We start from the raw sequence: 23,030 nt of genomic DNA, 5'->3' as shown, positions 1-23,030 counted from the left end.
AGGTTATGTATTGACTGAATCTTTCACATTTAACAATATCCGAAAACCGTGGTTGCATATGCTTCATGGAAGAGTGAAAGCTCCATTTGCCCCTGTGTATAGACATTTATTAACGGTACCTGGGATGGATGGAGCTCATTTAAATTCTTCAGAAGTTCGTCCTCTAACAATTAGACAACCAATCGGATTTAAATTTAATGATGAAGCACATGATCTAAATTTAAAAGATGAATTGGCAGAATGGCTTATTACTGATGAACCTGTTCCTTTACAGTTTGATGATGAGCCTGATAGAACGTATTTTGCACTTGTTCAAAATACATTAGAGGATTTTGATAAATTCGCAGATCTTAGAACGGGTACCATTCAATTTCTTTGTTTAGATCCATATGGTTATGGTCCTGAACAAGAAATCCCTTTAGTAGGAACAACGGGAACCGTGATAAATGTTAAAGGTAATGCAGTAACTAAACCAATTTTTGAATTAGAAGTCCTTTCACCGATTACATTTGCAATGGTTAGTAATGGAGAAGAATTTATGCTAATCGGTCAACCAATAGATGTAAAGCAAACTCCTGTTAATGAAGAAGAAATAATATTTCATCATCATATGGAATCGATGACTGGATGGGTGGAAACAAACGTTATTTCAGAAGGCTATATCAATGGTTCAATGGATTATGATGAAACAGGATTTTTCCCAATATTTGCTGAACCTAATCCAGATGAACAGGAGTGGCATGGTCCAGCTATGAAGCACAGTCTTTCTGAAGCAGTTCAAGATTTTAAAGCTGACATGGGTTTTAGGTTTTATGCTGAATCAAAAGGTGGTTCTAACGGGAGAATTGAAATGTATGGCTTAGATGCAAATAACTCTATAGTGTTTAGAGCTTTTATAGAGGATAAATGGATTGGCCAAGATCATTTTGGTGTTCAATTAGAACTAAATGGTGGAGAGGTTACGGAATACCTCACGTTACCTAAAACACTAGAAGATATGTACGGCAGAATGAAAGTGATTCGAGAAGGTAATACATGGACACTAATTCTTCAGTTACTAAGAAGTGGAGCTGGACAAATTGTTGATAATGAGTGGAGACGAACCATTGAATCAAACCAGTCTACGCAAGAAGTTTCACAGATTCAATTATCCTTTCAAAAATTCTTTGATTCGAACGAGGAAGACATGAAAGTGTTATTGATGCGTTGTTATAAATTAAATGATGTCCAAGGTATTCCGTATATTGCACAACCAGGTGATATGATTACGTTTGATCACCGAGACAAGCAACCATATGATCCAGAAATTCGAATTAACGGTGAATTACGAAACGATCTTAAAGATTTTGGGGCCACACCATTCAGTTTAAAACCAGGAGAAAACACCTTAGCTTTATTACCAGAAAATGCCCTTCAAGGCACGCTTCGCTATCGTCCAGCTTATAAGTAAGGAGGTGAGCTATGTTGCCATCACTCATTCATTTAGCTGATAAGCAAACAGGCAGCATTTTGTCTTTTATTACTGAGAGAAATTATTGGCGTGATAACCGACGAATAGATTTAAATACCAATAGTGACACCTTTGAATTTACTACTTTTTCTAATAAGGATTTTTCAAAACATATACAAGATCAAAACCGTATTGTGATTCCAGATAAAAAGGTTGGCTATGCGGAATTTATTATTGACGAGCATATCGAAAGACTTAATCAAAATGGTAGTCATGATATCCACGTATGGTCATCTGCTAGTTATTTACGATTAAAAAAGGCAAAATTATCAATCCTCAAGAAACAACGGCTGAAACAGCTACCTTTCATGTTACTGAAACATTAAAAGATACAGGTTGGAATGTTGGGGAAATAGCTCATACACCTTACGGTCATTCAAAATAGAAGAGCATACTAATCCATACAGCTTTTTAAAAAGAATTGCCAGTGAATTTAATCTCGAATTACAATTTCGAATCGCCATTGAAAATGGCAAGGTTGTTAGATATGTAGACATGATTGAACGTATTGGAAGGTGGAGAGGCTTTGAAGTAACGTTTGGCCAAAACCTATTAGGCATTGAACGAAAAAGTAAATCAACTAATGTCGTAACGGCACTACTGGGCGTTAGTCCACCTGATATAGATGGCAATGTCAAAACGACACTCATAGAAGATCAAGATGCTTTAAAACGTTGGGGTGTACCAGACGGAAACGGAAACTTGCAACATTTATATGCGGTCTATCATCCTCAATCGTCTGATCAAAATATGACTCAAGAACGGTTGGATACTTTAACTGAAAACGAGTTAGAAAAACGAGTGAATGCCACAATCGAATATAATACTGACATCGCTACACTATCTAACAAATTAGGACAACAAGTATTCATTGGAGATACCGTTCGAGTTAAAGATGAAAAATTTACCCCTGCTTTATATCTAGAAGCTAGAGTTCATACATCTGAAGGAAGTATAAAAGAAAATGCTAGAACTAAAATTGTCCTAGGTGATTATATTGAATTTACTCAAGAAGAAGTTATGTCAATTTGGCGAGGGTTACAGAAGCAAATTGCATTTAATTGGTCAAGATGAACTAGCGGATTACACGTATGAAAAAACACAGATTGATAGTAAAGATGATTCTATTTATACAGACAGTACATCATACGCTTTTACACAGGCTCAAGAAGCTCAATCAAACGCAGAACAATACGCTTATGATAATTACAATCCTATCAAAAATACGGTTGAAATGAACCAAGATGTTTGGAATCGAGCTAGCGTTTTTAATAGTGATGGAACATTAAACGTTGACTGGTTATCAGGTCAATTAACAGATGATCAGATTGCGAGTGCTGGTACTTGGAATGGACAGGTACGTATATTGATGAAAATGGCGTTTACACTGGTGTTGTAGTGGCAAGTCAAATTGTCGCAGATGCATTGAGTGCAATATCATCCAATATTGGTACTATTAACGCTGGTGAAATCTACGGTGTTTATATAGAAGGTTCTGAGATTGTTCAAAACGCAGGTAGTGGACATACCAGCATCCACTTGAATAATGAAGGATTGATTGTTAGAGATAGCAATAACAATGATCGCCTAGCCATTGTAACGGATGAATATACTTTCCAAGGTGCGAATCCATCTAGTATTTATTTTGAGCCAAACACATCAGAAGAGTTTATTTTAGGGACATTTCACGAAGGCTTAGGTGAGGCGTTTTTAGGATTTGTAAATTATCACAGTGGTTACTTTTTCAATATTAGAAATCGCGGTGGAAGAATCAACATTGATTCAGATGAAATCTATTCTTATGGTAATCACATCATGCAAAGTAATGGTCCAGGTTTGCAATTAGATGGAAGAGACCACTTTTATATAGAATTTTACAAAGCAGGAAAAACGAATGGTCGTAGTGGTTATTTTGGTTATCCTAATTCATCTTCTAACGATGTTACATTTGCTAATGAGATGAACAATGGTTGGATTAGCTTTAATGCCGTTGGTGGCGGAAGTAGTAATAGAGTAGTTGATATGAGGGCTAACATTGGCTCAGACAATAACGTTTCATTACGATTACCTGGTTTGAGTAGTTACACCACTTCATCTAGTCCTAACGCGTATATTAGTGGGGCCTATCATTTGATTCGTTCAACATCTGCAAGAAAGTACAAGAAGAATATTGAGCCTTTAAAAGAAGAATACGCTTTTAATTTTTTTGAGAAAGCACAACCTGTTTGGTATCAGTCGAAGGCAAATGCGGATCCAGATCAATACGGTTATTATGGTTATATTGCGGATGATTTAGCTCCTATTGAGCCTAGGCTTGTTAAATTCAAAGACTATGATGAAAATGGAAATCCTTATTTTGAACCGAATGGTGAAGTGTATGAATGGGCTGAACCAGAAGGTATACACTACGACCGAATAAGTGCGCTACATCATGTTGTGATGAAAGTTAAATTTGACGAATACGATAGTCGATTAGAAGAATTAGAGTTTGAAAATCAAACTTTAAAAGAGCGCGTGAAGCTTTTAGAAGAAGCATCTTAAGTAGGAGGTAACTAAATTGAAAGTAACTGTAAACGACATATTTCTATTGCATGATGGGCTATCTTTATTGGGAGAAAAGGAACTACCAGTAAAGGTAGCTTTTAAATTGCAAAAAACTTAAGGCATGTCGGTGAGGAATTCGAAACAGCCCAAAAATTGCGGTCCAAAATTGTTGAGAAGTATAAGGAAAGTGAATTAGACAATGGAAAGGTCAAAATAAAAGAAAATAAATTAGACCAATTTAAACAAGACATTGATGAACTTTTAAATCAACATGTGGAAGTTCAATTACAGTTAATATCTTTAGATGAATTAGAAGGGATAAAAGTAGCACCAAGTGTTTTAAGTAAAGCACATAAAATTTTAAAGGGATAGGGAAGGATGTGATATTTATGATTAAAAACCTTGATGTGAAAATAAACAATGTACAATTTGTTAACACAAGAAACGAGTCAAAAATTCATATCCACTTTAGGGGTGTCGATTCAAATAATCAAATCAACATTAATGGTTATGTACCTGTTTCAAATGAAGAGTATGAGGCGAATGCAGGTGTAGAAGAGCTACAAAAACTAGTTAAAGATAAACTGATTGAAGAATTAACCGCTTAATTTATGTTGCCCCCAATATACAATCACAACTATTAAACACAACACTTCAATTACTTACGAAAAATTATTTAGTTGTATATAATTTATATAAATTAATTTAAGGAGGTCATTGATGTGTTGTATGAGAAGATGACTAAGAAGGAAAAGATTTTAAGGATGCATGAATTTGGGATGAGGCAAGTTGACATTGCAAGAGAATTGAAGACTTATACTAATTATGTTTGGAAAGTGATTAATGAACATAAACCTAAGTCAAGATAGTAATTAGACACTATGAAGAAAGACACCTCTTAATATACAATAGAAATAAAATGGAGGGGTGGTTATATGGACAATAAATATTTTCCGAACAACCCTAATGAACTAGATAGAATCATGCGTTTATATGAACAAGAAATACAAATCCGCAAAGAATGGATGAATGAATGCGTAGTACAATTGCAACACGCTTTGAAAAATAGTACGCCCTCAATGGTAATCCATTATGCAACTTCTGTAATTAATCAAGCAATGGTAATAGTAAGAATATTAGACAAGGATGCTACAAGCTCTAGACCGAAGGATAAAGAAAGATCAAAGGAAAGAGCAAAAATAATTCATGATAGAAATCCAGAACTAATTGAACCACCAGAAATGTTAAGGAAGATTAGAAATGATTATGAACATTTTGAAGAGCGAATGGATGATTGGGCTACAACATCTGTTAGTAAAAATTATGTAGATTTAATTGTTTCTGATTCTGAATCTGGTGGAATTTCAGGAATAGAAGAGACAGATAAATTCCGACAACTTACTGCGGGATATCTCACTTTTTGGAACACTGAAGTTGATTTACAAGAAGTAATAAATTGGGTTGGCAAAGTAAGTAGGACAATAAATAATTAAATATTTTATTTTTAAGCCAATAACGGGTTTATTGTTGGTATTACGAGAGGTGACTAACCTCTCTTTTTTAATGACCAAAATTAAAGGGAGGTCAAACTTATGATTATTAAGGAGATGAAACAAAGATGGGAAGTGTTAATTTGTCTTATTTAGAAGCAGCACATTTTTATTTGTTTGGAGAAGTGAAATTTCTACACTTGTTACTATTATTAATGGCACTGGATATTATCACAGGTATTTTTAAAGCTCTGAAAAATGATAACTTGTGGTCTAGAAAGTCACTATTTGGCTACGCTAGAAAATTACTCATTTTAGTTGTAATTATTTTGGCCAATGTGGTTGATCAAATATTAGGTTTGAATGGTGCAGTCACGTATGCGACTGTGCTTTTTTATATTGCGAATGAAGGTTTAAGTATTATAGAAAACTTAGCAGCAGTAGGTGTCTTATTACCACCAGGATTAGCTGACAAATTGAATAGCATTAATGAAGATAACAAAAGTGTAACCCAGGAAATGCGCGAGGAATTCTCAGATAAGGAGCGTCGATAATCATGGCAACATTTATTTATCCAACCGTCAAAAGAGTAACGAGTGAGTTTAGGTCAAATTCCAGACCAGACCATCATGGTACTGATTTCGCGCAACCCGGTTACCACGAAATTAAGGCGGTAGCTAATGGAAAAGTAACTCGTTCTTACGAATCAGATTCTTACGGTCAGTGTGTTATGATCGAACACAAAATTAATGGTGATACATGGGAATCTGTTTATGCTCATATGCGTGATGGTTCACGTAAAGTTTCTGTAGGTGACAAAGTTAAGCAAGGACAAGTTATTGGTGTCATGGGTAATACCGGTCATTCATTTGGCCAACATTTACACTTTGAATTGCATAAAGGAAACTGGAACATTAATAAAACTCATGCAGTGGATCCAGAGAAATATTTAGGTAAAAACTTATATTCACCTAATTTAAAAGTTGATGGTAAGTGGGGCACTAAAACAACGAGAGCTCTTCAAAAAGCCTTAGGTACTGTAGAAGATGGTATCATTAGTGATCAATTAAAAAATGATGTAACTAAAATGATTGTCAGTGGTATTACGTTTAGCCAAGGCGGAAGTTTGGTGATTAGAACCTTGCAACGTAAAATTGGTGCTACCGTTGATGGCTACTTAGGACCTGAAACGGTTAGCGAACTTCAGAAATATTTAGGTACACCAATTGATGGTGTAATCAGCGATCCAAGCCTAGTGGTTAAAGAACTTCAAAGAAGATTAAACAAGGGTAACTTCTAGGTATAAATGACTCACGGCAGTAAATGCTAATATCGTGGACTGATCACAAACATTGTCCCGTCTCAAAAGCCCCTCAGATTGAGGGGCTTTTTACTTAAAAATTCATTAATTATGCCGATACAAATTATATATTGTAAACAGTTATGTTTGAAGGTTTACTAATTCTTTTGTATTATAAAATGTAATGAATATTAATATGGTGGTAAAATGATACAATTAAAAATGGTCGAAGACATAATTCCTAAAGACACCAGCGTCATAAAATATGATATATATAAATTGTGTGAAATTATTTTGGAGATATCCAGTATACATAGCGATTTTTCTAATGAATCTTTAACAGGTAGTGATATAAATCTAAAAAGAACGAAAGTTAATGATATATTAAAAAAAATGTAGGAGATGAGGACGCATACTCAATAATACCTGGTTATTTATATAATCTACGTCAATATTTAAATGAGCTTGAATTTTTAACTGTAGAACTTGATCTAGATTATATTTATAATGATTTAGACTTTAGGCTGAGAGTAAAACAACCGGAATCTATTATATATAAATTAGGTCATTATAATAATGGGAAGAGAGAAAATGGAAAAATACCATTAAATAAATGTTTGAATGATTTATTAGGATTTAGGATTTCTTTAGAAGGTTTTGATCATGAATGTGAAGAATTTAAAAAAATGTGCAGGATAATTAAAAAGTTTTATAAAATAAAGTATATAGACTCTTCAAAAGGGGAATATAAAGCTACACATATATATTTTTATGGTAATAACAATAAGTTTTACCCCTGGGAGTTGCAAATATGGTTACCAGAAGATTTTCAAACTAATTATGATTCACACGAAAAACACAAGCAAGAATACATAAAATCTGCTAGTATACATAAAGATGCATTTAAGGAGGTGTGACATTTGGCTTTTCATTTTATGTTAATTATGAGTCACTATAGACGCGGGCGTAGAATAGGCTGGCACTATTCTTCAGATGTAAAATTGGATAAACAGGAAATAAATGAACTTCTTCATAAAATAAAGAAAAAAATGTGGAGATATGCAATTTGGGATTCATAAATTATCTACTGATTCAACTTCCTTAGATTCTGTTTTTGAAAAGATAAATTTTTTGAAGATGTTATATTTACGCAAAACAAGGAAGAGTTTTTAGACCTGGTAACAAGCGATAGAGAATTAACTGCATATGATATTTCAAAATTTATTTGTCTGTAGTACCAATGTCACATTTAAAACTCCAAAAATTTTATATTATTGTTATGCTGAATTTTTAAAGAAAACTGGTGAAAAGTTATTTGAAGAACCAATTGTATCTTATAAATATGGACCTGTGGTGGAAAGCGTATTTAATAAGTTTACTGTTCATGGTTCTTCAGTGATTGATTACCAAGAAGATGAATCATTTATTATTAAACCAAATGAAGTTGTGGCCACTCCGTCATTTATTAAATTGTCCTTATCTGAGCATGGGTTGGTGGCTACTGAATGTATTTTAAGTGTATTAAGTGAATATGGACAAGAAAAACCGTTTAATCTTGTTAGAAAAACTCATAAAGTAGGTGGCCCGTGGCAACGGGTGTACAGAGAAGGGTTTAATAGAGAAATAACTGATGATTTAATTATAAGTTATCATGATATTGTGAAATAAGGAGAGTCATATGACTCTCCTTAAAATATATCTGCAATTTCGTTTGTTAAACTCCTGCATAATTCATTAGTTTCATTAACATAACTCCGTTTTGGTTTGGAATTGTCTATATACAAATCCCAATCCTCATAATACCAATAATACTCCCATGTTTCTTGAGTCACTAAATGACCTTCAAAAATGTAATCCATTAAAATATCACCTCCTAACTCTAGAATCGAGATTAAAAGAAGATTAGTGTTAAAAATTTAATTGAGTTTTCAAATTATAAACAAGTCATTAAAATCCTATCACTTTTTGTCGAAATAAATAATATGTAAGTTGAGATATAAAGTGGTAGAGGTGAAATTAGTGTCTAAGAAAAGAACCCCAGATTCATTGTTTAATGAAATTGCACAAGATAACGAGGTGTTACAACGATTTAAACATCATTCATTAAGAGTGATGTATCTATCTTCGATGCTAGCAAAAAAAGTTGGCGTCTACGATGAAGATTTACATATTGCTTCATTACTACACGACATTGGTAAAATAGGCATCAGCAAAGAAGTGTTATTTAAGAAAGATAAATTAACTGGACTAGAATGGACAATTCTTCAAAGTCATAGTCATGTTGGTAATTTGATTGTGAGAAAAGAACTTGGAAAGACGCGAGCAGCTGAATTTATAAGAGATCATCATGAGAATTGGGATGGTACTGGGTATCCACGCAGGTTAATGGGTGAGGAAATTTCTATCCAAGGTAGGATTATAAGGGTATGTGACTCTTTTGATGCCATGACCTATGACATGAGAGATTATAAATTAACAAAATGTCTTATAGAGAGGCATTTGATGAGTTGGAAAGATGCTCCTGGAAAGAATTTGATGGTAATTTAGTTCAAGATTTTATCTCGTTACTAATAGAAATTGAATTACCTGACTCCTGGTATGATAGTTTTGATTCAACGTTCATGGAGAATATATTTAAGAAATTAGATAATCCAACAGATATACTATAAAAACAACCCCAAACTAGGGGTTATTTTTCCTCTTCAATTACTTTCACAATTTTTTTTTTTCTAAATCTTCAACAGCTTTATCTTTGGAATACTGGCTATCATATTTAAGCTGGCAAGCTACTTCTAATATCTGAGTGATTAAAGCATGTTTATCATATTTTTGTTGCAAGTCCACTTTTGATCACCTTTCGTCATTAACTTATACTGTTGCGCCTACTAGCTTCTAGTTTATGCAAACAAACGGCAAGTCTTTTCTCAATTTCATAATTCAAATCCTCAAAATGCAAACCATACGTTATAAGTGATTCTTTTATATGCTCTTCTTTACGCAATAATAGTGCTCTAATATTGAACTCTTCTCCATTTATAGAAAAATATGATTCAACAAGAATGTTGGAACTTATAGGTAGGTTATACTCACTTACTATCTTAATCCCACTTATACTTATATCTTTAATGTAACCATGCATTTTCTTTCCGGCTAATTTGTTTAAATTTTGATGCTGACTGTGTAAGAACGTTAATTCGATTGGCTCGTGATGAACATTAACTCTATAATCACCTCTCCGATTGTTGATGACTGAATTAGTAACTGGCTTATTGGTATTAGATTTTAATTCATGCTGAAGTAAATTTATTTGTTTCAACCTTATCTTATTCTTTTTTAATAATTTCATTATGAATAACAGAGAAGCAATTATAATAATTAATTCATAGAAAATAACGTATTTCATAATTTTCTCCTTTAATTTAGTAAAGTTAAATTAGAAGGTCTCCCTAATAAGTAACCTTGTCCATAAACTGCTCCGTTATCACGTATAGAAAATAGAGTATCGATTTCTTCAATTCCTTCTAAGATTAGCCTGATTTGTAGCTCTTTACAGTACTTGATTAGTAACTTAATCAATAATGTTTTCTCTTTTGAATGATTAAAAGCTTGGGTTATGTTAGCATCAATTTTAATAATTTCTGGATGTAATTCTATAATTTTTACTAGCTCTGAACTGCCCTTTCCTACATCGTCAATGGCAAGAAGAATGTTTCGGTTTTTTAGATAATCACTTTGTAAAACTAATTCTTTTATATCTTCAACAGCCTCAGACTCATTAATTTCTAATGTTATGTTAAGGTTAAGATTTGAAAATTCATCTATAAATTCTAAAAAGTTTGGGTTAATAAGGGTTGATGGGTACACATTTAAAAAAGGTAATGATCTTGTCTATATTCTTTGGTTCTTATAAATTTATGTATAGCTTTCTGGATAGATACCGTATCTAACCAGTATAAGTAACCTTCTTTTTTTGCTTCTTTAAATACTTGTTCAGGGTTATCACTTTGAGTAGTTCTTAGTAGTGCTTCATATCCAATCACTTCAAACTTATTAAGATCATAAATAGGTTGATACAAATGATAAATATCTTTTTCACGAATTTCTTCCTTCATATTGAAACACACCTTCTGAATTTAACCGTAATACAAAATTAGTTCGACTTTGCTATGGACGTTTAGCTTCTTATAAATACTCTTGATGTGTGTATTAATTGTATTCTTTGATGAATAGGTTTTATCAGCAATTTCTTTCGTTGAGAGTCCAGAGAGAAGTAAATTAAAAATTTCATATTCTCTTTGTGTTAACGTTTTTTTTTTTACTACTTAATTCACTTTTCCATTCACTAGATAAGTTTATAAATCCTTTCAGCAGCTGTTGATATCTACTCTTCTGTGTGGGCGTAATATTTTGATCTTCTTGGGTGAGAGCTATATTGATGGCATCTATAATATCGTGAATTTCATCTTGTTCAAATTTAACTGTGGTTAATAACTCCAAAAAAAGCACCTCCGAAATATGTGTTTGTAGGAATAGATAAATGCAATAAATACAACTTACACTATATGATAAAGATTTTAATAACCCAAATAGGTTATTTTTCCACCCATTTAAGGTATTTTTATAGGTAAAAACGCATAAAAAAAAACTTGGCTAATTTAACCAAGGTGCTTGAATCTATAAATATCTTTATCAATTGGCGTTTTTACTTCTTAAATTTTGGCCAACCCTTGTATCCTGGTTAGATAAATTAATTATCTCTAAATTTTAAAGGGAATTTAGTTGCTATCCTATAATTTATTTATTCGTCCATACAGGATACAAGAGTTAGCTACAACTAAAGTTATAATAATATTTAAAAAAGTCAATGAAAAAAATATGACTTTGTAAATAGCAAACTCAAATAATAGCGTTATATAAATACTTGATGTATAATATTTTACAGTAGTCAACTGTTGACGAACTGTTGACCAAATTGAACAATATTTGGTCTTAGATAGTCTGAAACAGTGTCAAGGTGATTATCAGAAGCCTTGAAATGACTAGGGTTTAATCGTGTTCAGTATTAATAAATCTGAATACTGATTCTTCGGGGCTGGGTGAAAATCCCGACCGGTGGTGATGAATGGAGAACCATTCTAAGTCCGCGACCCGCTTTTTGCGGCTGATCTAGTGAAAAACTAGAACCGACAGTGAAAGTCTGGATGGGAGAAGGATCGGATCGTTAACCGTGTATAAGAAAAAGGGGGTTAACGATTGAGAGATAAGTATTTTTTCATGCATCATGCCTTAGAACTCGCGAGACTTACCATAGGTCAAACGCGGCCGAATCCGTCAGTTGGTGCGGTCGTTGTTAAAGACGGCAAGGTAGTGGGTACAGGTACACATATGAAGTCTGGTGAACCACATGCCGAAGTGTTTGCCCTCAAGCAAGCCGGTGAACTCGCTAAAGATGCGGAGATTTACGTGACGTTAGAGCCTTGCGCACATTATGGCAAAACGCCTCCGTGCGCTAAAGCGATTATAGACGCTGGGATTAAAAAGGTCTACGTTGCAACGCTTGACCCGAACCCGAAAGTTGCTGGTGGCGGGGTTGAGTGGATTCGTAGTGAGGACATTGATGTTGAAGCTGGGATTTTAGAACAAGAAGCTCAAGATATAAACAAAATGTTTTTTCATTTTATGAAAACAAAACGTCCATATATCACGCTTAAAACAGCTGTTTCCCTAGATGGAAAAATGACAGCTAATAGTGGTGATAGTAAATGGATTACAAGTGATCAATCAAGATTAGACGTTCATCATAATCGTCACAGACATGACGCCATTTTAGTCGGTAGTGAGACGGTGTTACGAGATGATCCTCTATTAACCACCCGTTTGCCCCGCGGAGGTATGAACCCTACACGTATCGTCCTCGATACACATTTATCTATTCCATTAGAAGCAAAGCTTTTAACAAATGATGATTCAAATACCATAGTAGTTTGCGGAAAAGAAGCAAATACTAATAAAGAAAAAGCATTGAATGAAATTAGTCATGTTCAGGTTTGGAGGCAGAACTCTGACCAAATCGATTTAGAGTTGCTTTTGGGTCAAATGGCTGAGGAGAAGCTCATGAGCCTTTATGTTGAAGGTGGTTCAACGATTCATTCAGCTTTTATCCAAAATCAATTATTCAATGAAATACATGTCTACATGGCGCCGAAATTAATCGGGGGAGCCATGAGTAAATCTTTTTATAATCAATTAGGTTTCGATGAAGTTAAAGATTCGATCCAAATCGAATTCGACTCCGTTGAAACAATTGGTCAAGATCTTAAAATAATCGCAAAGCCTCACGAAGAGGAGGATTCATAATGTTTACAGGTATTGTTGAAGAAGTAGGCACCATTAAACAAATGACACAAGGTGCTGAGTCGCTACAACTTACAATTGAAGTTGAAAAAATCACCCAAGATGTTCAGTTAGGCGACAGCATTTCAGTTAACGGTGTTTGCTTAACGGTAACTAACTACACAGATACAACTTTTGACACAGATATCATGCCAGAGACCTTCCATCATACAGCATTAAAAAGCTTACAAGAAGGTTCAAAAGTGAATCTTGAACGGGCGATGCCAGCAAATGGCCGCTTTGGAGGGCATTTCGTATCAGGTCACGTCGATGGGGTCGGAAAAATTGTTAAACGTGAGAGTAAAGATAACGCCGAGTATTTTTACATTGAAGTGCCAGATGAACTAGCTAAGTACTTTATGTTAAAAGGTTCTGTCAGTGTTGACGGGACGTCGCTTACCGTATTTGGCGTAGAGAGTAATCAGTTTACGATTTCACTTATTCCTCATACTCAAGAAGCAACGATTTTAACATCGAAGCATGAAGGTGATGAAGTGAATATCGAGTGCGATATGTTACTCAAATATGTACATCAATTAGTAAAACCAAGTGAAAGTGAATCAGAAGGCATATCCGTTGAACAAATACGCCGTGCTGGTTTTATGGGACAATAATAGAGAGAGTTATAGGAGGGGCAAATATGTTTGATTCAATACAAGAAGCAATTGACGATTTAAAACAGGGGAAGGTCGTCATTGTCGTTGATGATGAAAACCGAGAAAACGAAGGAGACTTCGTGGCATTAGCCGAACATACGACGCCAGAAGTGGTAAACTTTATGGTGAGTGAAGGACGCGGATTGCTGTGCGCGCCGATCACTCAAGAGAAAGCCGAGCAGCTGCAGCTTAATTTAATGGCTGACGTTAACACGGATAGTCATGGAACGGCTTTTACCGTAAGTATTGACCACGTTGATACGACAACTGGAATTAGTGCCGATGAACGTTCAAGAACGATTACACGTTTAGCGGAAGACGATGTCGTACCAACAGAGTTTAAACGACCAGGTCATATTTTTCCGTTAATCGCGAAAAAGGTGGCGTGCTACGTCGTGCAGGTCACACTGAAGCAGCTGTTGATTTAGCAACTTTAGCAGGGTCTAAGCCAGCTGGAGCGATTTGTGAAATCATGAATGAAGACGGTACGATGGCGAGAGTTCCAGAACTTCGTAAGCTAGCTGACGAGCATGGGCTTAAACTAGTTACGATTGAAGATCTAATCAAGTATCGCCGAATGCATGAAAAACTCGTTCATCGTGAAGTTGAAATCAGTTTACCGACTTCTTACGGAGATTTTCGTACGATTGCCTACACGAACCAAATTGACGGTCGTGAACATATTGCTTTAGTTAAAGGCGATATCACACCAACGGAACCAACATTAGTTAGAGTTCATAGTGAATGTTTAACTGGGGATGTTTTCGGGTCACACCGTTGTGACTGCGGCCCTCAATTAGAGTCAGCTTTAAAACAAATCGAAGAAGAAGGCAAAGGAGTTCTTCTTTATATGCGCCAGGAAGGCCGGGGCATAGGACTTTTAAATAAATTAAAAGCTTATAAACTTCAAGAAGAAGGCTATGATACGGTTGAAGCCAATGAAAAATTAGGCTTTCCAGCTGACTTACGAGATTACGGTATTGGAGCGCAAATTTTAGAAGATTTAGGTGTCAGGAAAATGCGCCTGTTAACCAATAATCCGCGTAAGATTAAAGGTCTTCACGGATACGATTTAGAATTGGTTGACCGTGTACCACTTAAAATGGCACCCAATAAAGATAACCAAAAATACTTAGATACGAAGCGCGATAAATTAGGACACTTATTCTAAAACGGAGGGGAATAATATGAAAACAATTGAAGGAAATTTAGTCGGATCAGGATTGAAAATTGCGATTGTAGCAGGACGTTTTAACGATTTTATTACTGAAAAGTTAGTCGATGGTGCGATTGGCGGCCTTAAGCGCCATGGTGTCAAAGAGGATGAAATCACGTTAACGTGGGTTCCTGGCGCATTTGAGATTCCGCTTGCTGCGAAAAATTAGCAGCATCTGGTGACTATGATGCTGTCATTACACTTGGAGCGGTCATTAAAGGTTCAACGCCTCACTTTGATTATGTATGTAGTGAAGCGGCAAAAGGTGTTTCACATGCTAGTTTAGAAACGGGTGTACCCGTTATTTTGGCGTCATCACGACCAATACAATTGAGCAAGCAATTGAACGAGCTGGCACCAAAGCAGGCAACAAAGGATACGACGCAGCAGTCGGCGCGATTGAAATGGCTAATTTAGTAAAAGAGCTTTAAATTTTCATAAAGATGAAACAATCTAATTGTCTATGCGTTTGGCCTATCTGTTATAATGAGTTTAGCTCAAAGAAATAGGTGATGTAGCTATGATGGAATTTCTTTATTTTCCACAAGATAAAACCGAATATATTCCGGCCCTCATCTCACTATTATTGTTTATGACAGTGGCCGTTTTATTTATGCGAATGATTATAAAAAAGCTAAGCGCGAGCAGGAGAAGTTTGAATCAAAGTACCCTGAAGCCAAGCGCGAATCTCAGCAACCTAGGTGACTCCCGTTCATCTAGGTTGTTTTATAGACCCTCAGGTGCTTTTGAACGTCTTTCGGCTCGTTATGAACGTAAGTTTTAATTTTATAAACGGGTTTTCCGAGTTTTTGAACGTGGATTCAAAACTTATGAACGGGGGGTTTAAAATTTATAAACGTATCATACGAAATTAAAATAGCTACGCGATCTGGAGACTTTTGTACGAAAATCTCTGAAAATGACTTTTGCATGTTTAAGATTCCTCATTTTTCTACAAACTGAATAATGAGGTGAGATAGATGCGAAAACTATTTTTAGGAATCGGCTGTTTTTTGATATTATCTGCCTGCCAAGCAGACGCTGAATCGATTTATGAAGCGGATATCAAAAACCAAGATTTAGATATAATCGGTAAGGCGAAGTTTCAAACGGATCCCGGAGGCGTTAAACTGACGGTTAACTTAGAAGGCCTTGAGCCTGGTTTTCATGGTATACACCTTCACGAATTCCCAAAATGTGAAGCGCCGACATTCGAGTCTGCGGGTAACCACTGGAGTAATCAAGGTGAAAAGAAACACGGTCTGATGCATCCAGAAGGTCATCATATAGGGGATATGACTAACCTTGAAGTAAAGCCAGATGGGACGGCAACTTATGAATATGTCATTAAAGATGCAACACTTCAAGATGGGAAAGGCTCGATTTTTAAAGATGATGGAAAAGCATTAGTGATACACTCCGGTCAGGATGATGGAGTCAGCCAGCCTGCTGGTGATTCTGGAGACCGCGTTGCCTGTGCTGAAATTATCAAAGGTCAAAAACGTTCAGAAGGACAAAACCCAGGCGATCAAGTAGAAAAGAAAGAAGAAGAGAAATAATAGAGAACTACATTATAAGAAGTGTAGATGAGCAGTTGTTAAAATGAAAAAAAGAAATGCCTGAAACTCCTGTGGAAAGGGAGGGCATTTCTTTATTTTTTCTGCTAAGGCTATCTATTCAAACGCTTTAATAATTCGGTCGATTCCTTCTTCGATAATTTGGCTTGGAGAAGCAATATTAATTCTCATAAACTTCTCACCTTGATCACCGAAGGATTTACCATCGTTTAAACCAACTTTAGCTTCATCACTTAGCTTGCGCTTGATTTCATCGTGTTCAAGACCCGTTTTTGTAAAGTCTAACCACACGAGATAAGTACCTTCAGTGTCGACCGATTTAATCTTAGCTGACGACTGTTCAAGTTTTTCATCAATTAACTTTTTGTTGTCTTCTAATTTTTGAATTAAAGCATTTAACCAGTCTTCTCCATGCTTATAAACCGTTTCTAAAGCCGTAAATGCAAACGTATTAAGCATTGAAAAACCTTGCCTCATCAACTGTTCATTTACTTTCTTCTTCAAATCCTCATTAGGCGAAATAACATATGAAGCCTGAAGGCCTGCAATATTAAACGTTTTAGAAGGCGCCATTAGTGTAAACGTTAATTCGTTAATTTTGTCATTTAACGAAGCAACAGGAATATGCTCGTAGCCATCAAACACAATATCTGCATGAATTTCATCAGAAAATAAGTACACGCCGTATTTCACACATAAATCGGCTAGCTTCTGAAGCTCATCTCCTCCAACACGCCCAACTGGATTATGAGGACTACATAAAATAAAAGCCTTTGCACCATTTTTTAATGTTTCTTCTAAATGCTCAAAATCCATTTCATAATGTCCGTTGTTATTAATAAGCGGGTTTTCCACTAATTCACGGTTATGAGCTTTAACAACCGAAAAGAATGGTGGGTAAACAGGTGGTTGAATAACAATCTGATCGTTTTCTTCTGTAAATACCTGAACCAGTGCGTGTAATGAAGGTATAACCCCAGGACTAAAGGTTAATAAGTCCGTATTGATTTCAAATTGATGTCGTTTAGACAGCCACCTTTTAATTGTGTTTAAAATTTCATCGTCAAAAGTGGTGTAGCCGTATAAATTATGTCTAGCCCGCTCTACTAAAGCAGTCTCGAGCTCTGGAACCGATTGAAAATCCATATCGGCAACCCAAAGCGGTAGTACATCGTTACGCCCAAATAAGGCCTCACGATATTCAAGTTTAGCTGATCTCGTGTTTTCTCGATTAATGATTTTATCAAAATTAAATGTCATAACATTCACCTCTCTATTAAGTTTATCGAATTCTTAAGATGAATGCGAAAAAAGTGCAAAAAAAAAGAGCAAAAGTGCTTATCCAACACTTTGCCAAAGGGGGAATACGAGAAGTATTACATTACTATTTATAACCGTTTTAAAAAATTATAAACATGATTTATAAAAAAAAAAATTGTAGAAAATATAAGTAAATGATCACACGCCCCACACATTGAAAGTGAGTAGAGATTGTGATAAAATATAAAATTGTGCAAAAGAAATAGCGTCGGGAGTTGTATAATATGTCAAAAATCATCGAAGAAGGACAAGTGCTTGAAGGCAAAGTAACAGGGATCCAACCATATGGTGCCTTTGTTGCGATTGACGAAAATGTCCAAGGCCTTGTTCATATTTCAGAAGTTACACACGGATATGTTAAAGATGTTAATGAACATCTTTCCGTTGGGGATGAAGTAAAAGTTAAAGTTCTAAACGTAGACGAAGATAGTGGAAAATATTCTCTATCTATTCGCGCTACTGAAGACAAACCAAAAACTCAAAACCAACCTAAGAAAAAAGCTGTTCAGAAGCAAAACGATGAAGGGACTGGCTTTAACGTTCTTAAAGATAAACTAGAAGAATGGATTGAGCAGTCTAAAGATCGTGAACAAACTTATCGTGGATAATTAAGAAAAATTAGACTTGTTTTAGTCTTAGTTTTTCAAATTAAGAAGTGTCTCAGAGGAATCCTCGAGACACTTTTTTTGATTAAAATAAATTTTTCTTCATAATAACAATTAGTTAGATGTAGAAAGGAGCATTCGACATGGAAAATTTCACTTTTCACAATCCAACAAAATTAGTATTCGGTCGAGGCCAACTAGAGAATTTACCTAATCTAATTCCAGACGGTGTTAAACGTGTGTTAATCGTTTACGGCGGTGGAAGCATTAAACGAAATGGAATTTTGCTAATGTAGACAAAAAGCTAAAAGACAATGACTATGAAGTATTCGAATTTGGCGGGGTGGAGCCAAATCCGCGACTATCAACTGTTAATAAAGGTGCTGACTTCTGTAAAGAAAACAATATTGATTTCTTACTAGCAGTTGGTGGTGGAAGTGTAATCGATGCCACAAAAACCATCGCAAGTGCGGCTAAATATGACGGAGATGCTTGGGATTTAGTTACGAAAAAAGTAACTCCTCAAGATGCACTGCCACTAGGAACCGTTTTAACCCTCGCTGCAACAGGTTCTGAAATGAATGCTGGTGCCGTTATTACAAACTGGGAAACAAGTGAGAAGTACGGATGGGGATCACCATTCTCTTATCCTAAATTCTCGATTCTTGATCCAGTTCATACGTATTCAGTGCCGAAAGATCAGACCATCTACGGTATCGTCGATATGATGAGCCATATTTTTGAACAATATTTCTATCGTTCAACCAATGCGCCTGTTCAAGATCGTATGTGTGAAGGTGTGCTTAAGTCAGTTATTGAAACAGCACCAAAGCTAATTAATAACTTAGATTCATATGAATATCGCGAGACGATTATGTATGCAGGAACAGTCGCGCTTAACGGAATGCTTCAAATGGGTACTCGTGGTGACTGGGCATCTCATAATATCGAACACGCTGTATCAGCGGTTTATGATATTCCGCATGCAGGAGGGCTTGCGATTATTTTCCCTAACTGGATGAGACACAATGTTGATGTAGATCCATCCCGTTTCAAACAGTTAGCAGTAAGAGTATTCGGTGTTGATCCATCAGGTAAATCAGATAAACAAGTGGCTCTTGAAGGAATTGATCGTCTGAGCGAATTCTGGACAGCTCTAGGTGCACCATCTCGTTTAGCTGATTATGATATTGATGAATCAAAGATTGATACAATGGTTGACCGCGCAATGAAAAACGGACCATTCGGTAACTTTAATAATTTACATCATGACGATGTTAAACAGATCCTAACAATGTCGTTATAAAAAATATAAACTAAACGCATGGTTGAGAAAACCATGCGTTTTTTTAATGTTAAAATAGATTTAGTCAAACTGACAAAAGAGCGCACGGAATGTCAGGATAAAAAGCTAATTACCCAGTATTATTGGAGTTGGAAAGGGAGTTATGTCTTGGAAGGCCTTAAACGAATGACAGATAGCATTGAATACATTGAAGATCATCTTATTGATCACATAAGCATTGATGACGTTGCAGCAGTTGCTTATTTATCAAAGTTTCATTATCAAAGACTTTTTCATATGTTAACCGGAATTACCGTTGCGGAATATATCCGTAAAAGAAGGTTGACTCGAGCTGCTCAAGAGCTTGTTTTGAGTGATAATAAAATTATTGATTTGGCATTGAAGTTTGGGTACGATACGCCAGAATCCTTTTCAAGAGCTTTTCGAGGTGTGCACGGTATGAGTCCTTCTCAAGCACGTAAAGAAGGTAGAAGTTTAAAAGCCTATCCAAAACTTTCCTTTCACATTCAATTAAAAGGGGATGAAGATATGAATTACAAAATCGTGAAAAAAGAAGGATTTAAAGTTGTTGGTAAAGAGATTCGTGCCTCAACCAAAGGTGATGAGAATTTAAAAAAGATTCCTCAATTTTGGGAAGAATCACATGAAAACGGCACGGTTGAAAAACTAGAGAAGCGAGCCGGGGATCTTGGTGTATTAGGAATTTGTATGGAATTTGCGCCTGAATTAGAGGAATTTTCGTATGTGATTGCGATAGAAAAACCTGAACAAGAACCGATGAATGGTTTAGTTGAAAAAGAGATTCCCTCTGCCACTTGGGCAGTATTCGAATCCGTTGGTGCGATGCCAGATGCGATACAGAATGTTACACATCGAATCTTTTCAGAATGGTTTCCATCTACAGGCTATGAACATGCTGAAGGACCTGAAATTGAAGCTTATCCTGATGGCGATGCTTATAGCAACGATTACCGCTGTGAAGTGTGGATTCCGATAAAAGATAAAAACTAAGATTGTAAAAAAACACGTAGGTTCTCTGAATTTACGTGTTTTTAACTTATGGTATTGGAATTTTATGTTAATATAAAGTTGGTCAAAATTTTAATAAAAGGTGGGCAAGTGATGGGTTATTTTAACATCGCTAGTTTAATTTTGGGTGTGGTGGCATGGTTTATTCCAATTATTGCACTGGTGTATTATAAACAGCGCGAGAATTCAAGCTGGGCTCTTTTAACTTTTCTAAGTATTAGTGCTTGTGCGATTGCATTACTATTTCAGATTGTATATCAAAATCATTTAGTCAGGATTGAAGATTGGGCTGCATTGATGGATACATCAGGGACCTTGGTGAGAGTCGGTACTGTGTTGGTTTTAGTAACGTTAGTATCAAATGGTGTGATGATTTATCGCCATAAAGCATCTTAAATACTTTGGCAAATTCTTAAATACATGTTTATTTTTTCACCGTACATACTAGGGGTGAGGTGATAAACGTGAAACAATTAGAGTCTGGTTTAGATAACCAAATGTATGACTTATATGATTTAGAAAATATACTCAAGCGATTAGATTTTGTGATTGGCGGTAACTGGGATTATGATCATGCTTATTTTGACTATCAATTAGATAAAGACACTGAGCAATACGTTTTTCTGCGTATTCCAATATCTACGGAGATTGGCTATTTAGATGAACGTGATGCGAAGGTTCGAATCGGCAAGCCATTCGTGTTAGCTCACCGGTTCGAATCAGGTATTGATCAAGAAGGTATGAGCGGCAACCGTTCCGCTATGACTAACCAATTCGCAGCGCCAGAAGAGCCGGATGCCGATGTCGATGCCAAATATGTTCAAGAAGCTGAAGAGGTTTTGCAAAAGGTAGAAAGAGCGCTATTGCACTAATTTTTCAGAGAAAATAATGCGATCTCCTTCAACCAGTTCTTCTTGTGGTTCCGGGTTCATCATAATGCTTTCTTCACGAATAAGACCGAGCAAAAGAAGGCCTTCCTTCTTCATTTTATAGGTTAATTCAATAATCGTGTGACCCTTCCATTGTTCGGCGACGTTATGGACGATAAATTCCTGGTCTGATAATAAGGCCATCACATATTCAAACGTTTGAATTTGCTGGTGGCTAGTTAATTCATGGAAGAATAACGTACTCGTCGATTCATTGGTGCAGATGGCTTCAGATGCACCGGCACGGATGGCATTTGCTTTTTGAGCACTCGTTAGAATTTCAACCAATATCGGCACTTGGCTATTAATGCCTCGAGCCGTGATTGTGATTAAAATGGAGTATGTATCCGCATCACGCTCATATTTTGACTGATCTGCTGTAATTATAATTTTTGCGTGCTCAATATTCGCCTTTTGCCACGTATTATCTAAACTTGGGTCATGTCTAATAAAGTGAACGTAGGCTACATTGATGGGGTCTTTTCTGATAGATTCATCTATAAGTACAATCGAAGTTTGATCCCCATACTGTTCATTCAGAAGTTGTATAAGTCTACGTGAGCGCTCATTCCACCCGACAATAATATAGTGATCTTGTCCTTTAAAGGCAACTCGCCCTTGTTCATATGATTTTTCTCTTGAAATCGTACTTCTTGAAAATGTCACCATATAAAATGTGATCACACCTCCGCCTAGCAGCAGTAATAAAATCCCCATTAAACGCCCTACTGTCGTCTGGGGAACGTAATCTCCATAACCAACTGTCGAACCTGTAATAAATGCCCACCAGATTCCGTCGAAAACAGTTTTAAATTCATTCGGTTCAAGCATATGAACGATGTATCCGAATAGAGTCATTGTTATAAATATGGTCCCTAATAGTCTTGCAAATTGAGGAACTTTAAAATACCATCGCTTCAATCGATATAGCATATGTGATCCCCCTCTAGACGCTATATTCATTTTGTCCATAGCTTGGGTGTTTTAAACGAGGGGACAAGTACATTATATGAACAAATTAGCTGCAAATACGGACAGATCTCCTCGGCACGCGAACAGTTAGCGCGAAAATACGGACAGATCTCCTCAGCACACGAACAGTTGGCCCGATAATGCGAACAGATCGCCTCGGCAAGCGAACAGTTAGCAGCGAAA

At 35.9% G+C, this 23,030-nt stretch carries 29 protein-coding genes, 3 pseudogenes and 1 riboswitch; of the genes and pseudogenes, 23 read left to right on the top strand and 9 right to left on the bottom strand.

Annotation, left to right across the window (positions count from 1 at the left end; all coding sequences use genetic code 11):
- The first annotated feature begins 10 nt into the window (after window positions 1–10).
- The 12 genes from JCM13188_RS08935 (at window position 11) to JCM13188_RS18710 (ending at window position 8,512) form a co-directional block, all read left to right on the top strand.
- Window positions 11–1,450 (top strand): distal tail protein Dit, encoded by a 1,440-nt coding sequence (locus tag JCM13188_RS08935; RefSeq protein ID WP_054753552.1) that lies wholly within the window; start codon window positions 11–13, stop codon window positions 1,448–1,450.
- Window positions 1,451–1,464: 14 nt separating this feature from the next.
- Window positions 1,465–1,836 (top strand): hypothetical protein, encoded by a 372-nt coding sequence (locus tag JCM13188_RS08930; protein WP_279401626.1) that lies wholly within the window; start codon window positions 1,465–1,467, stop codon window positions 1,834–1,836.
- A 10-nt stretch (window positions 1,837–1,846) separates the two neighbouring features.
- A complete protein-coding gene (locus tag JCM13188_RS08925) occupies window positions 1,847–2,584 on the top strand; it encodes a phage tail spike protein (protein WP_054753548.1) in 738 nt (245 codons plus the stop codon).
- Window positions 2,562–2,909: a hypothetical protein gene (locus tag JCM13188_RS08920; protein WP_054753546.1), complete on the top strand. Its 348-nt coding sequence runs from the start codon at window positions 2,562–2,564 to the stop codon at window positions 2,907–2,909. The genes JCM13188_RS08925 and JCM13188_RS08920 overlap by 23 nt, the downstream gene beginning before the upstream one ends.
- Complete coding sequence (locus JCM13188_RS08915) at window positions 2,855–4,051, top strand: tail fiber domain-containing protein (protein WP_279401625.1); 1,197 nt, start codon at window positions 2,855–2,857, stop codon at window positions 4,049–4,051. The genes JCM13188_RS08920 and JCM13188_RS08915 overlap by 55 nt, the downstream gene beginning before the upstream one ends.
- A 156-nt stretch (window positions 4,052–4,207) precedes the next feature.
- On the top strand, window positions 4,208–4,426 hold the full coding sequence (locus JCM13188_RS08910) for a hypothetical protein (protein ID WP_054753542.1): 219 nt from the start codon (window positions 4,208–4,210) through the stop codon (window positions 4,424–4,426).
- Between the two features lie 17 nt (window positions 4,427–4,443).
- Window positions 4,444–4,662, top strand: a complete 219-nt coding sequence (locus JCM13188_RS08905) for a hypothetical protein (protein WP_054753540.1) — start codon at window positions 4,444–4,446, stop codon at window positions 4,660–4,662.
- 114 nt (window positions 4,663–4,776) lie between these two features.
- A complete protein-coding gene (locus JCM13188_RS18720; protein WP_279401624.1) occupies window positions 4,777–4,923 on the top strand; it encodes a hypothetical protein in 147 nt (48 codons plus the stop codon).
- Between the two features lie 66 nt (window positions 4,924–4,989).
- On the top strand, window positions 4,990–5,547 hold the full coding sequence (locus JCM13188_RS08900) for a hypothetical protein (protein WP_054753538.1): 558 nt from the start codon (window positions 4,990–4,992) through the stop codon (window positions 5,545–5,547).
- Window positions 5,548–5,672: 125 nt separating this feature from the next.
- On the top strand, window positions 5,673–6,098 hold the full coding sequence (locus tag JCM13188_RS08895; RefSeq protein ID WP_054753536.1) for a phage holin family protein: 426 nt from the start codon (window positions 5,673–5,675) through the stop codon (window positions 6,096–6,098).
- A gap of 2 nt (window positions 6,099–6,100) precedes the next feature.
- Window positions 6,101–6,844 (top strand): M23 family metallopeptidase, encoded by a 744-nt coding sequence (locus JCM13188_RS18715; protein ID WP_279401623.1) that lies wholly within the window; start codon window positions 6,101–6,103, stop codon window positions 6,842–6,844.
- 1,206 nt (window positions 6,845–8,050) lie between these two features.
- Window positions 8,051–8,512 carry a Panacea domain-containing protein gene (locus JCM13188_RS18710; RefSeq protein ID WP_279401622.1) on the top strand — a complete coding sequence of 154 codons (462 nt, stop codon included), beginning with the start codon at window positions 8,051–8,053 and terminating at the stop codon, window positions 8,510–8,512.
- Between the two features lie 20 nt (window positions 8,513–8,532).
- Here JCM13188_RS18710 and JCM13188_RS18705 read toward each other — a convergent pair whose 3' ends face one another.
- Window positions 8,533–8,703, bottom strand: coding sequence for a hypothetical protein (locus tag JCM13188_RS18705; RefSeq protein WP_279401621.1), 171 nt, complete (start codon window positions 8,701–8,703; stop codon window positions 8,533–8,535).
- 160 nt (window positions 8,704–8,863) lie between these two features.
- On the opposite strand from JCM13188_RS18705, the gene JCM13188_RS08870 reads away from it, so the two are divergent.
- On the top strand, window positions 8,864–9,391 hold the full coding sequence (locus tag JCM13188_RS08870; protein ID WP_279401620.1) for an HD-GYP domain-containing protein: 528 nt from the start codon (window positions 8,864–8,866) through the stop codon (window positions 9,389–9,391).
- A gap of 165 nt (window positions 9,392–9,556) precedes the next feature.
- Here JCM13188_RS08870 and JCM13188_RS18700 read toward each other — a convergent pair whose 3' ends face one another.
- The 6 genes from JCM13188_RS18700 to JCM13188_RS08850 are packed head-to-tail and all read right to left on the bottom strand — an operon-like array spanning window position 9,557 to window position 11,341.
- Window positions 9,557–9,688, bottom strand: a complete 132-nt coding sequence (locus JCM13188_RS18700; RefSeq protein ID WP_279401619.1) for a hypothetical protein — start codon at window positions 9,686–9,688, stop codon at window positions 9,557–9,559.
- A 19-nt stretch (window positions 9,689–9,707) separates the two neighbouring features.
- On the bottom strand, window positions 9,708–10,247 hold the full coding sequence (locus JCM13188_RS08865; protein WP_054753530.1) for a PilZ domain-containing protein: 540 nt from the start codon (window positions 10,245–10,247) through the stop codon (window positions 9,708–9,710).
- A gap of 11 nt (window positions 10,248–10,258) precedes the next feature.
- On the bottom strand, window positions 10,259–10,708 hold the full coding sequence (locus tag JCM13188_RS08860) for an EAL domain-containing protein (protein ID WP_054753528.1): 450 nt from the start codon (window positions 10,706–10,708) through the stop codon (window positions 10,259–10,261).
- 2 nt (window positions 10,709–10,710) lie between these two features.
- On the bottom strand, window positions 10,711–10,956 hold the full coding sequence (locus JCM13188_RS08855) for an EAL domain-containing protein (protein ID WP_054753527.1): 246 nt from the start codon (window positions 10,954–10,956) through the stop codon (window positions 10,711–10,713).
- Between the two features lie 21 nt (window positions 10,957–10,977).
- Window positions 10,978–11,127 (bottom strand): response regulator transcription factor, encoded by a 150-nt coding sequence (locus JCM13188_RS20775; RefSeq protein ID WP_369404924.1) that lies wholly within the window; start codon window positions 11,125–11,127, stop codon window positions 10,978–10,980.
- A 1-nt stretch (window position 11,128) separates the two neighbouring features.
- On the bottom strand, window positions 11,129–11,341 hold the full coding sequence (locus tag JCM13188_RS08850) for a hypothetical protein (RefSeq protein ID WP_054753525.1): 213 nt from the start codon (window positions 11,339–11,341) through the stop codon (window positions 11,129–11,131).
- Window positions 11,342–11,922: 581 nt separating this feature from the next.
- Window positions 11,923–12,061, top strand: a riboswitch (FMN riboswitch).
- A 36-nt stretch (window positions 12,062–12,097) separates the two neighbouring features.
- On the opposite strand from JCM13188_RS08850, the gene ribD reads away from it, so the two are divergent.
- From ribD to JCM13188_RS08820, 5 genes and pseudogenes are all read left to right on the top strand, one after another.
- Complete coding sequence (gene ribD, locus JCM13188_RS08845) at window positions 12,098–13,201, top strand: bifunctional diaminohydroxyphosphoribosylaminopyrimidine deaminase/5-amino-6-(5-phosphoribosylamino)uracil reductase RibD (protein ID WP_054753523.1); 1,104 nt, start codon at window positions 12,098–12,100, stop codon at window positions 13,199–13,201.
- Complete coding sequence (gene ribE, locus JCM13188_RS08840; protein WP_054753521.1) at window positions 13,201–13,851, top strand: riboflavin synthase; 651 nt, start codon at window positions 13,201–13,203, stop codon at window positions 13,849–13,851. Before ribD ends, ribE begins: the two co-directional genes overlap by 1 nt.
- Before the next feature lie 26 nt (window positions 13,852–13,877).
- Window positions 13,878–15,064: pseudogene (locus JCM13188_RS08835) on the top strand (bifunctional 3,4-dihydroxy-2-butanone-4-phosphate synthase/GTP cyclohydrolase II).
- Window positions 15,065–15,080: 16 nt separating this feature from the next.
- Window positions 15,081–15,540, top strand: a pseudogene (ribH, locus tag JCM13188_RS08830) (6,7-dimethyl-8-ribityllumazine synthase).
- Between the two features lie 549 nt (window positions 15,541–16,089).
- A complete protein-coding gene (locus tag JCM13188_RS08820; RefSeq protein ID WP_279401618.1) occupies window positions 16,090–16,668 on the top strand; it encodes a superoxide dismutase family protein in 579 nt (192 codons plus the stop codon).
- Between the two features lie 114 nt (window positions 16,669–16,782).
- Here JCM13188_RS08820 and JCM13188_RS08815 read toward each other — a convergent pair whose 3' ends face one another.
- A complete protein-coding gene (locus JCM13188_RS08815; RefSeq protein WP_054753517.1) occupies window positions 16,783–17,946 on the bottom strand; it encodes a MalY/PatB family protein in 1,164 nt (387 codons plus the stop codon).
- 284 nt (window positions 17,947–18,230) lie between these two features.
- On the opposite strand from JCM13188_RS08815, the gene yugI reads away from it, so the two are divergent.
- The 5 genes and pseudogenes from yugI to JCM13188_RS08790 all read left to right on the top strand — a co-directional run bounded on the left by yugI (window position 18,231) and on the right by JCM13188_RS08790 (window position 21,818).
- Complete coding sequence (yugI, locus tag JCM13188_RS08810; protein ID WP_054753516.1) at window positions 18,231–18,614, top strand: S1 domain-containing post-transcriptional regulator GSP13; 384 nt, start codon at window positions 18,231–18,233, stop codon at window positions 18,612–18,614.
- Between the two features lie 140 nt (window positions 18,615–18,754).
- A pseudogene (locus tag JCM13188_RS08805) lies at window positions 18,755–19,917 on the top strand (iron-containing alcohol dehydrogenase).
- Window positions 19,918–19,950: 33 nt separating this feature from the next.
- Window positions 19,951–20,928 (top strand): AraC family transcriptional regulator, encoded by a 978-nt coding sequence (locus tag JCM13188_RS08800; protein WP_369404918.1) that lies wholly within the window; start codon window positions 19,951–19,953, stop codon window positions 20,926–20,928.
- A 111-nt stretch (window positions 20,929–21,039) separates the two neighbouring features.
- Complete coding sequence (locus JCM13188_RS08795; protein WP_279401617.1) at window positions 21,040–21,342, top strand: hypothetical protein; 303 nt, start codon at window positions 21,040–21,042, stop codon at window positions 21,340–21,342.
- A gap of 68 nt (window positions 21,343–21,410) precedes the next feature.
- On the top strand, window positions 21,411–21,818 hold the full coding sequence (locus JCM13188_RS08790) for a YugN family protein (RefSeq protein WP_054753512.1): 408 nt from the start codon (window positions 21,411–21,413) through the stop codon (window positions 21,816–21,818).
- On the opposite strand, the gene JCM13188_RS08785 is transcribed toward JCM13188_RS08790, so the two are convergent.
- Window positions 21,807–22,808 carry a potassium channel family protein gene (locus tag JCM13188_RS08785; RefSeq protein ID WP_054753510.1) on the bottom strand — a complete coding sequence of 334 codons (1,002 nt, stop codon included), beginning with the start codon at window positions 22,806–22,808 and terminating at the stop codon, window positions 21,807–21,809. The genes JCM13188_RS08790 and JCM13188_RS08785 overlap by 12 nt on opposite strands.
- Window positions 22,809–23,030 lie beyond the last annotated feature (222 nt).

Origin of the sequence: Piscibacillus salipiscarius JCM 13188 (assembly GCF_001311865.1) — a bacterium.
Lineage (GTDB): Bacteria > Bacillota > Bacilli > Bacillales > Alkalibacillaceae > Piscibacillus > Piscibacillus salipiscarius.
The sequence above is the reverse complement of the archived record's forward strand: the minus strand, read 5'-3'. Positions and strand labels throughout refer to the sequence as shown.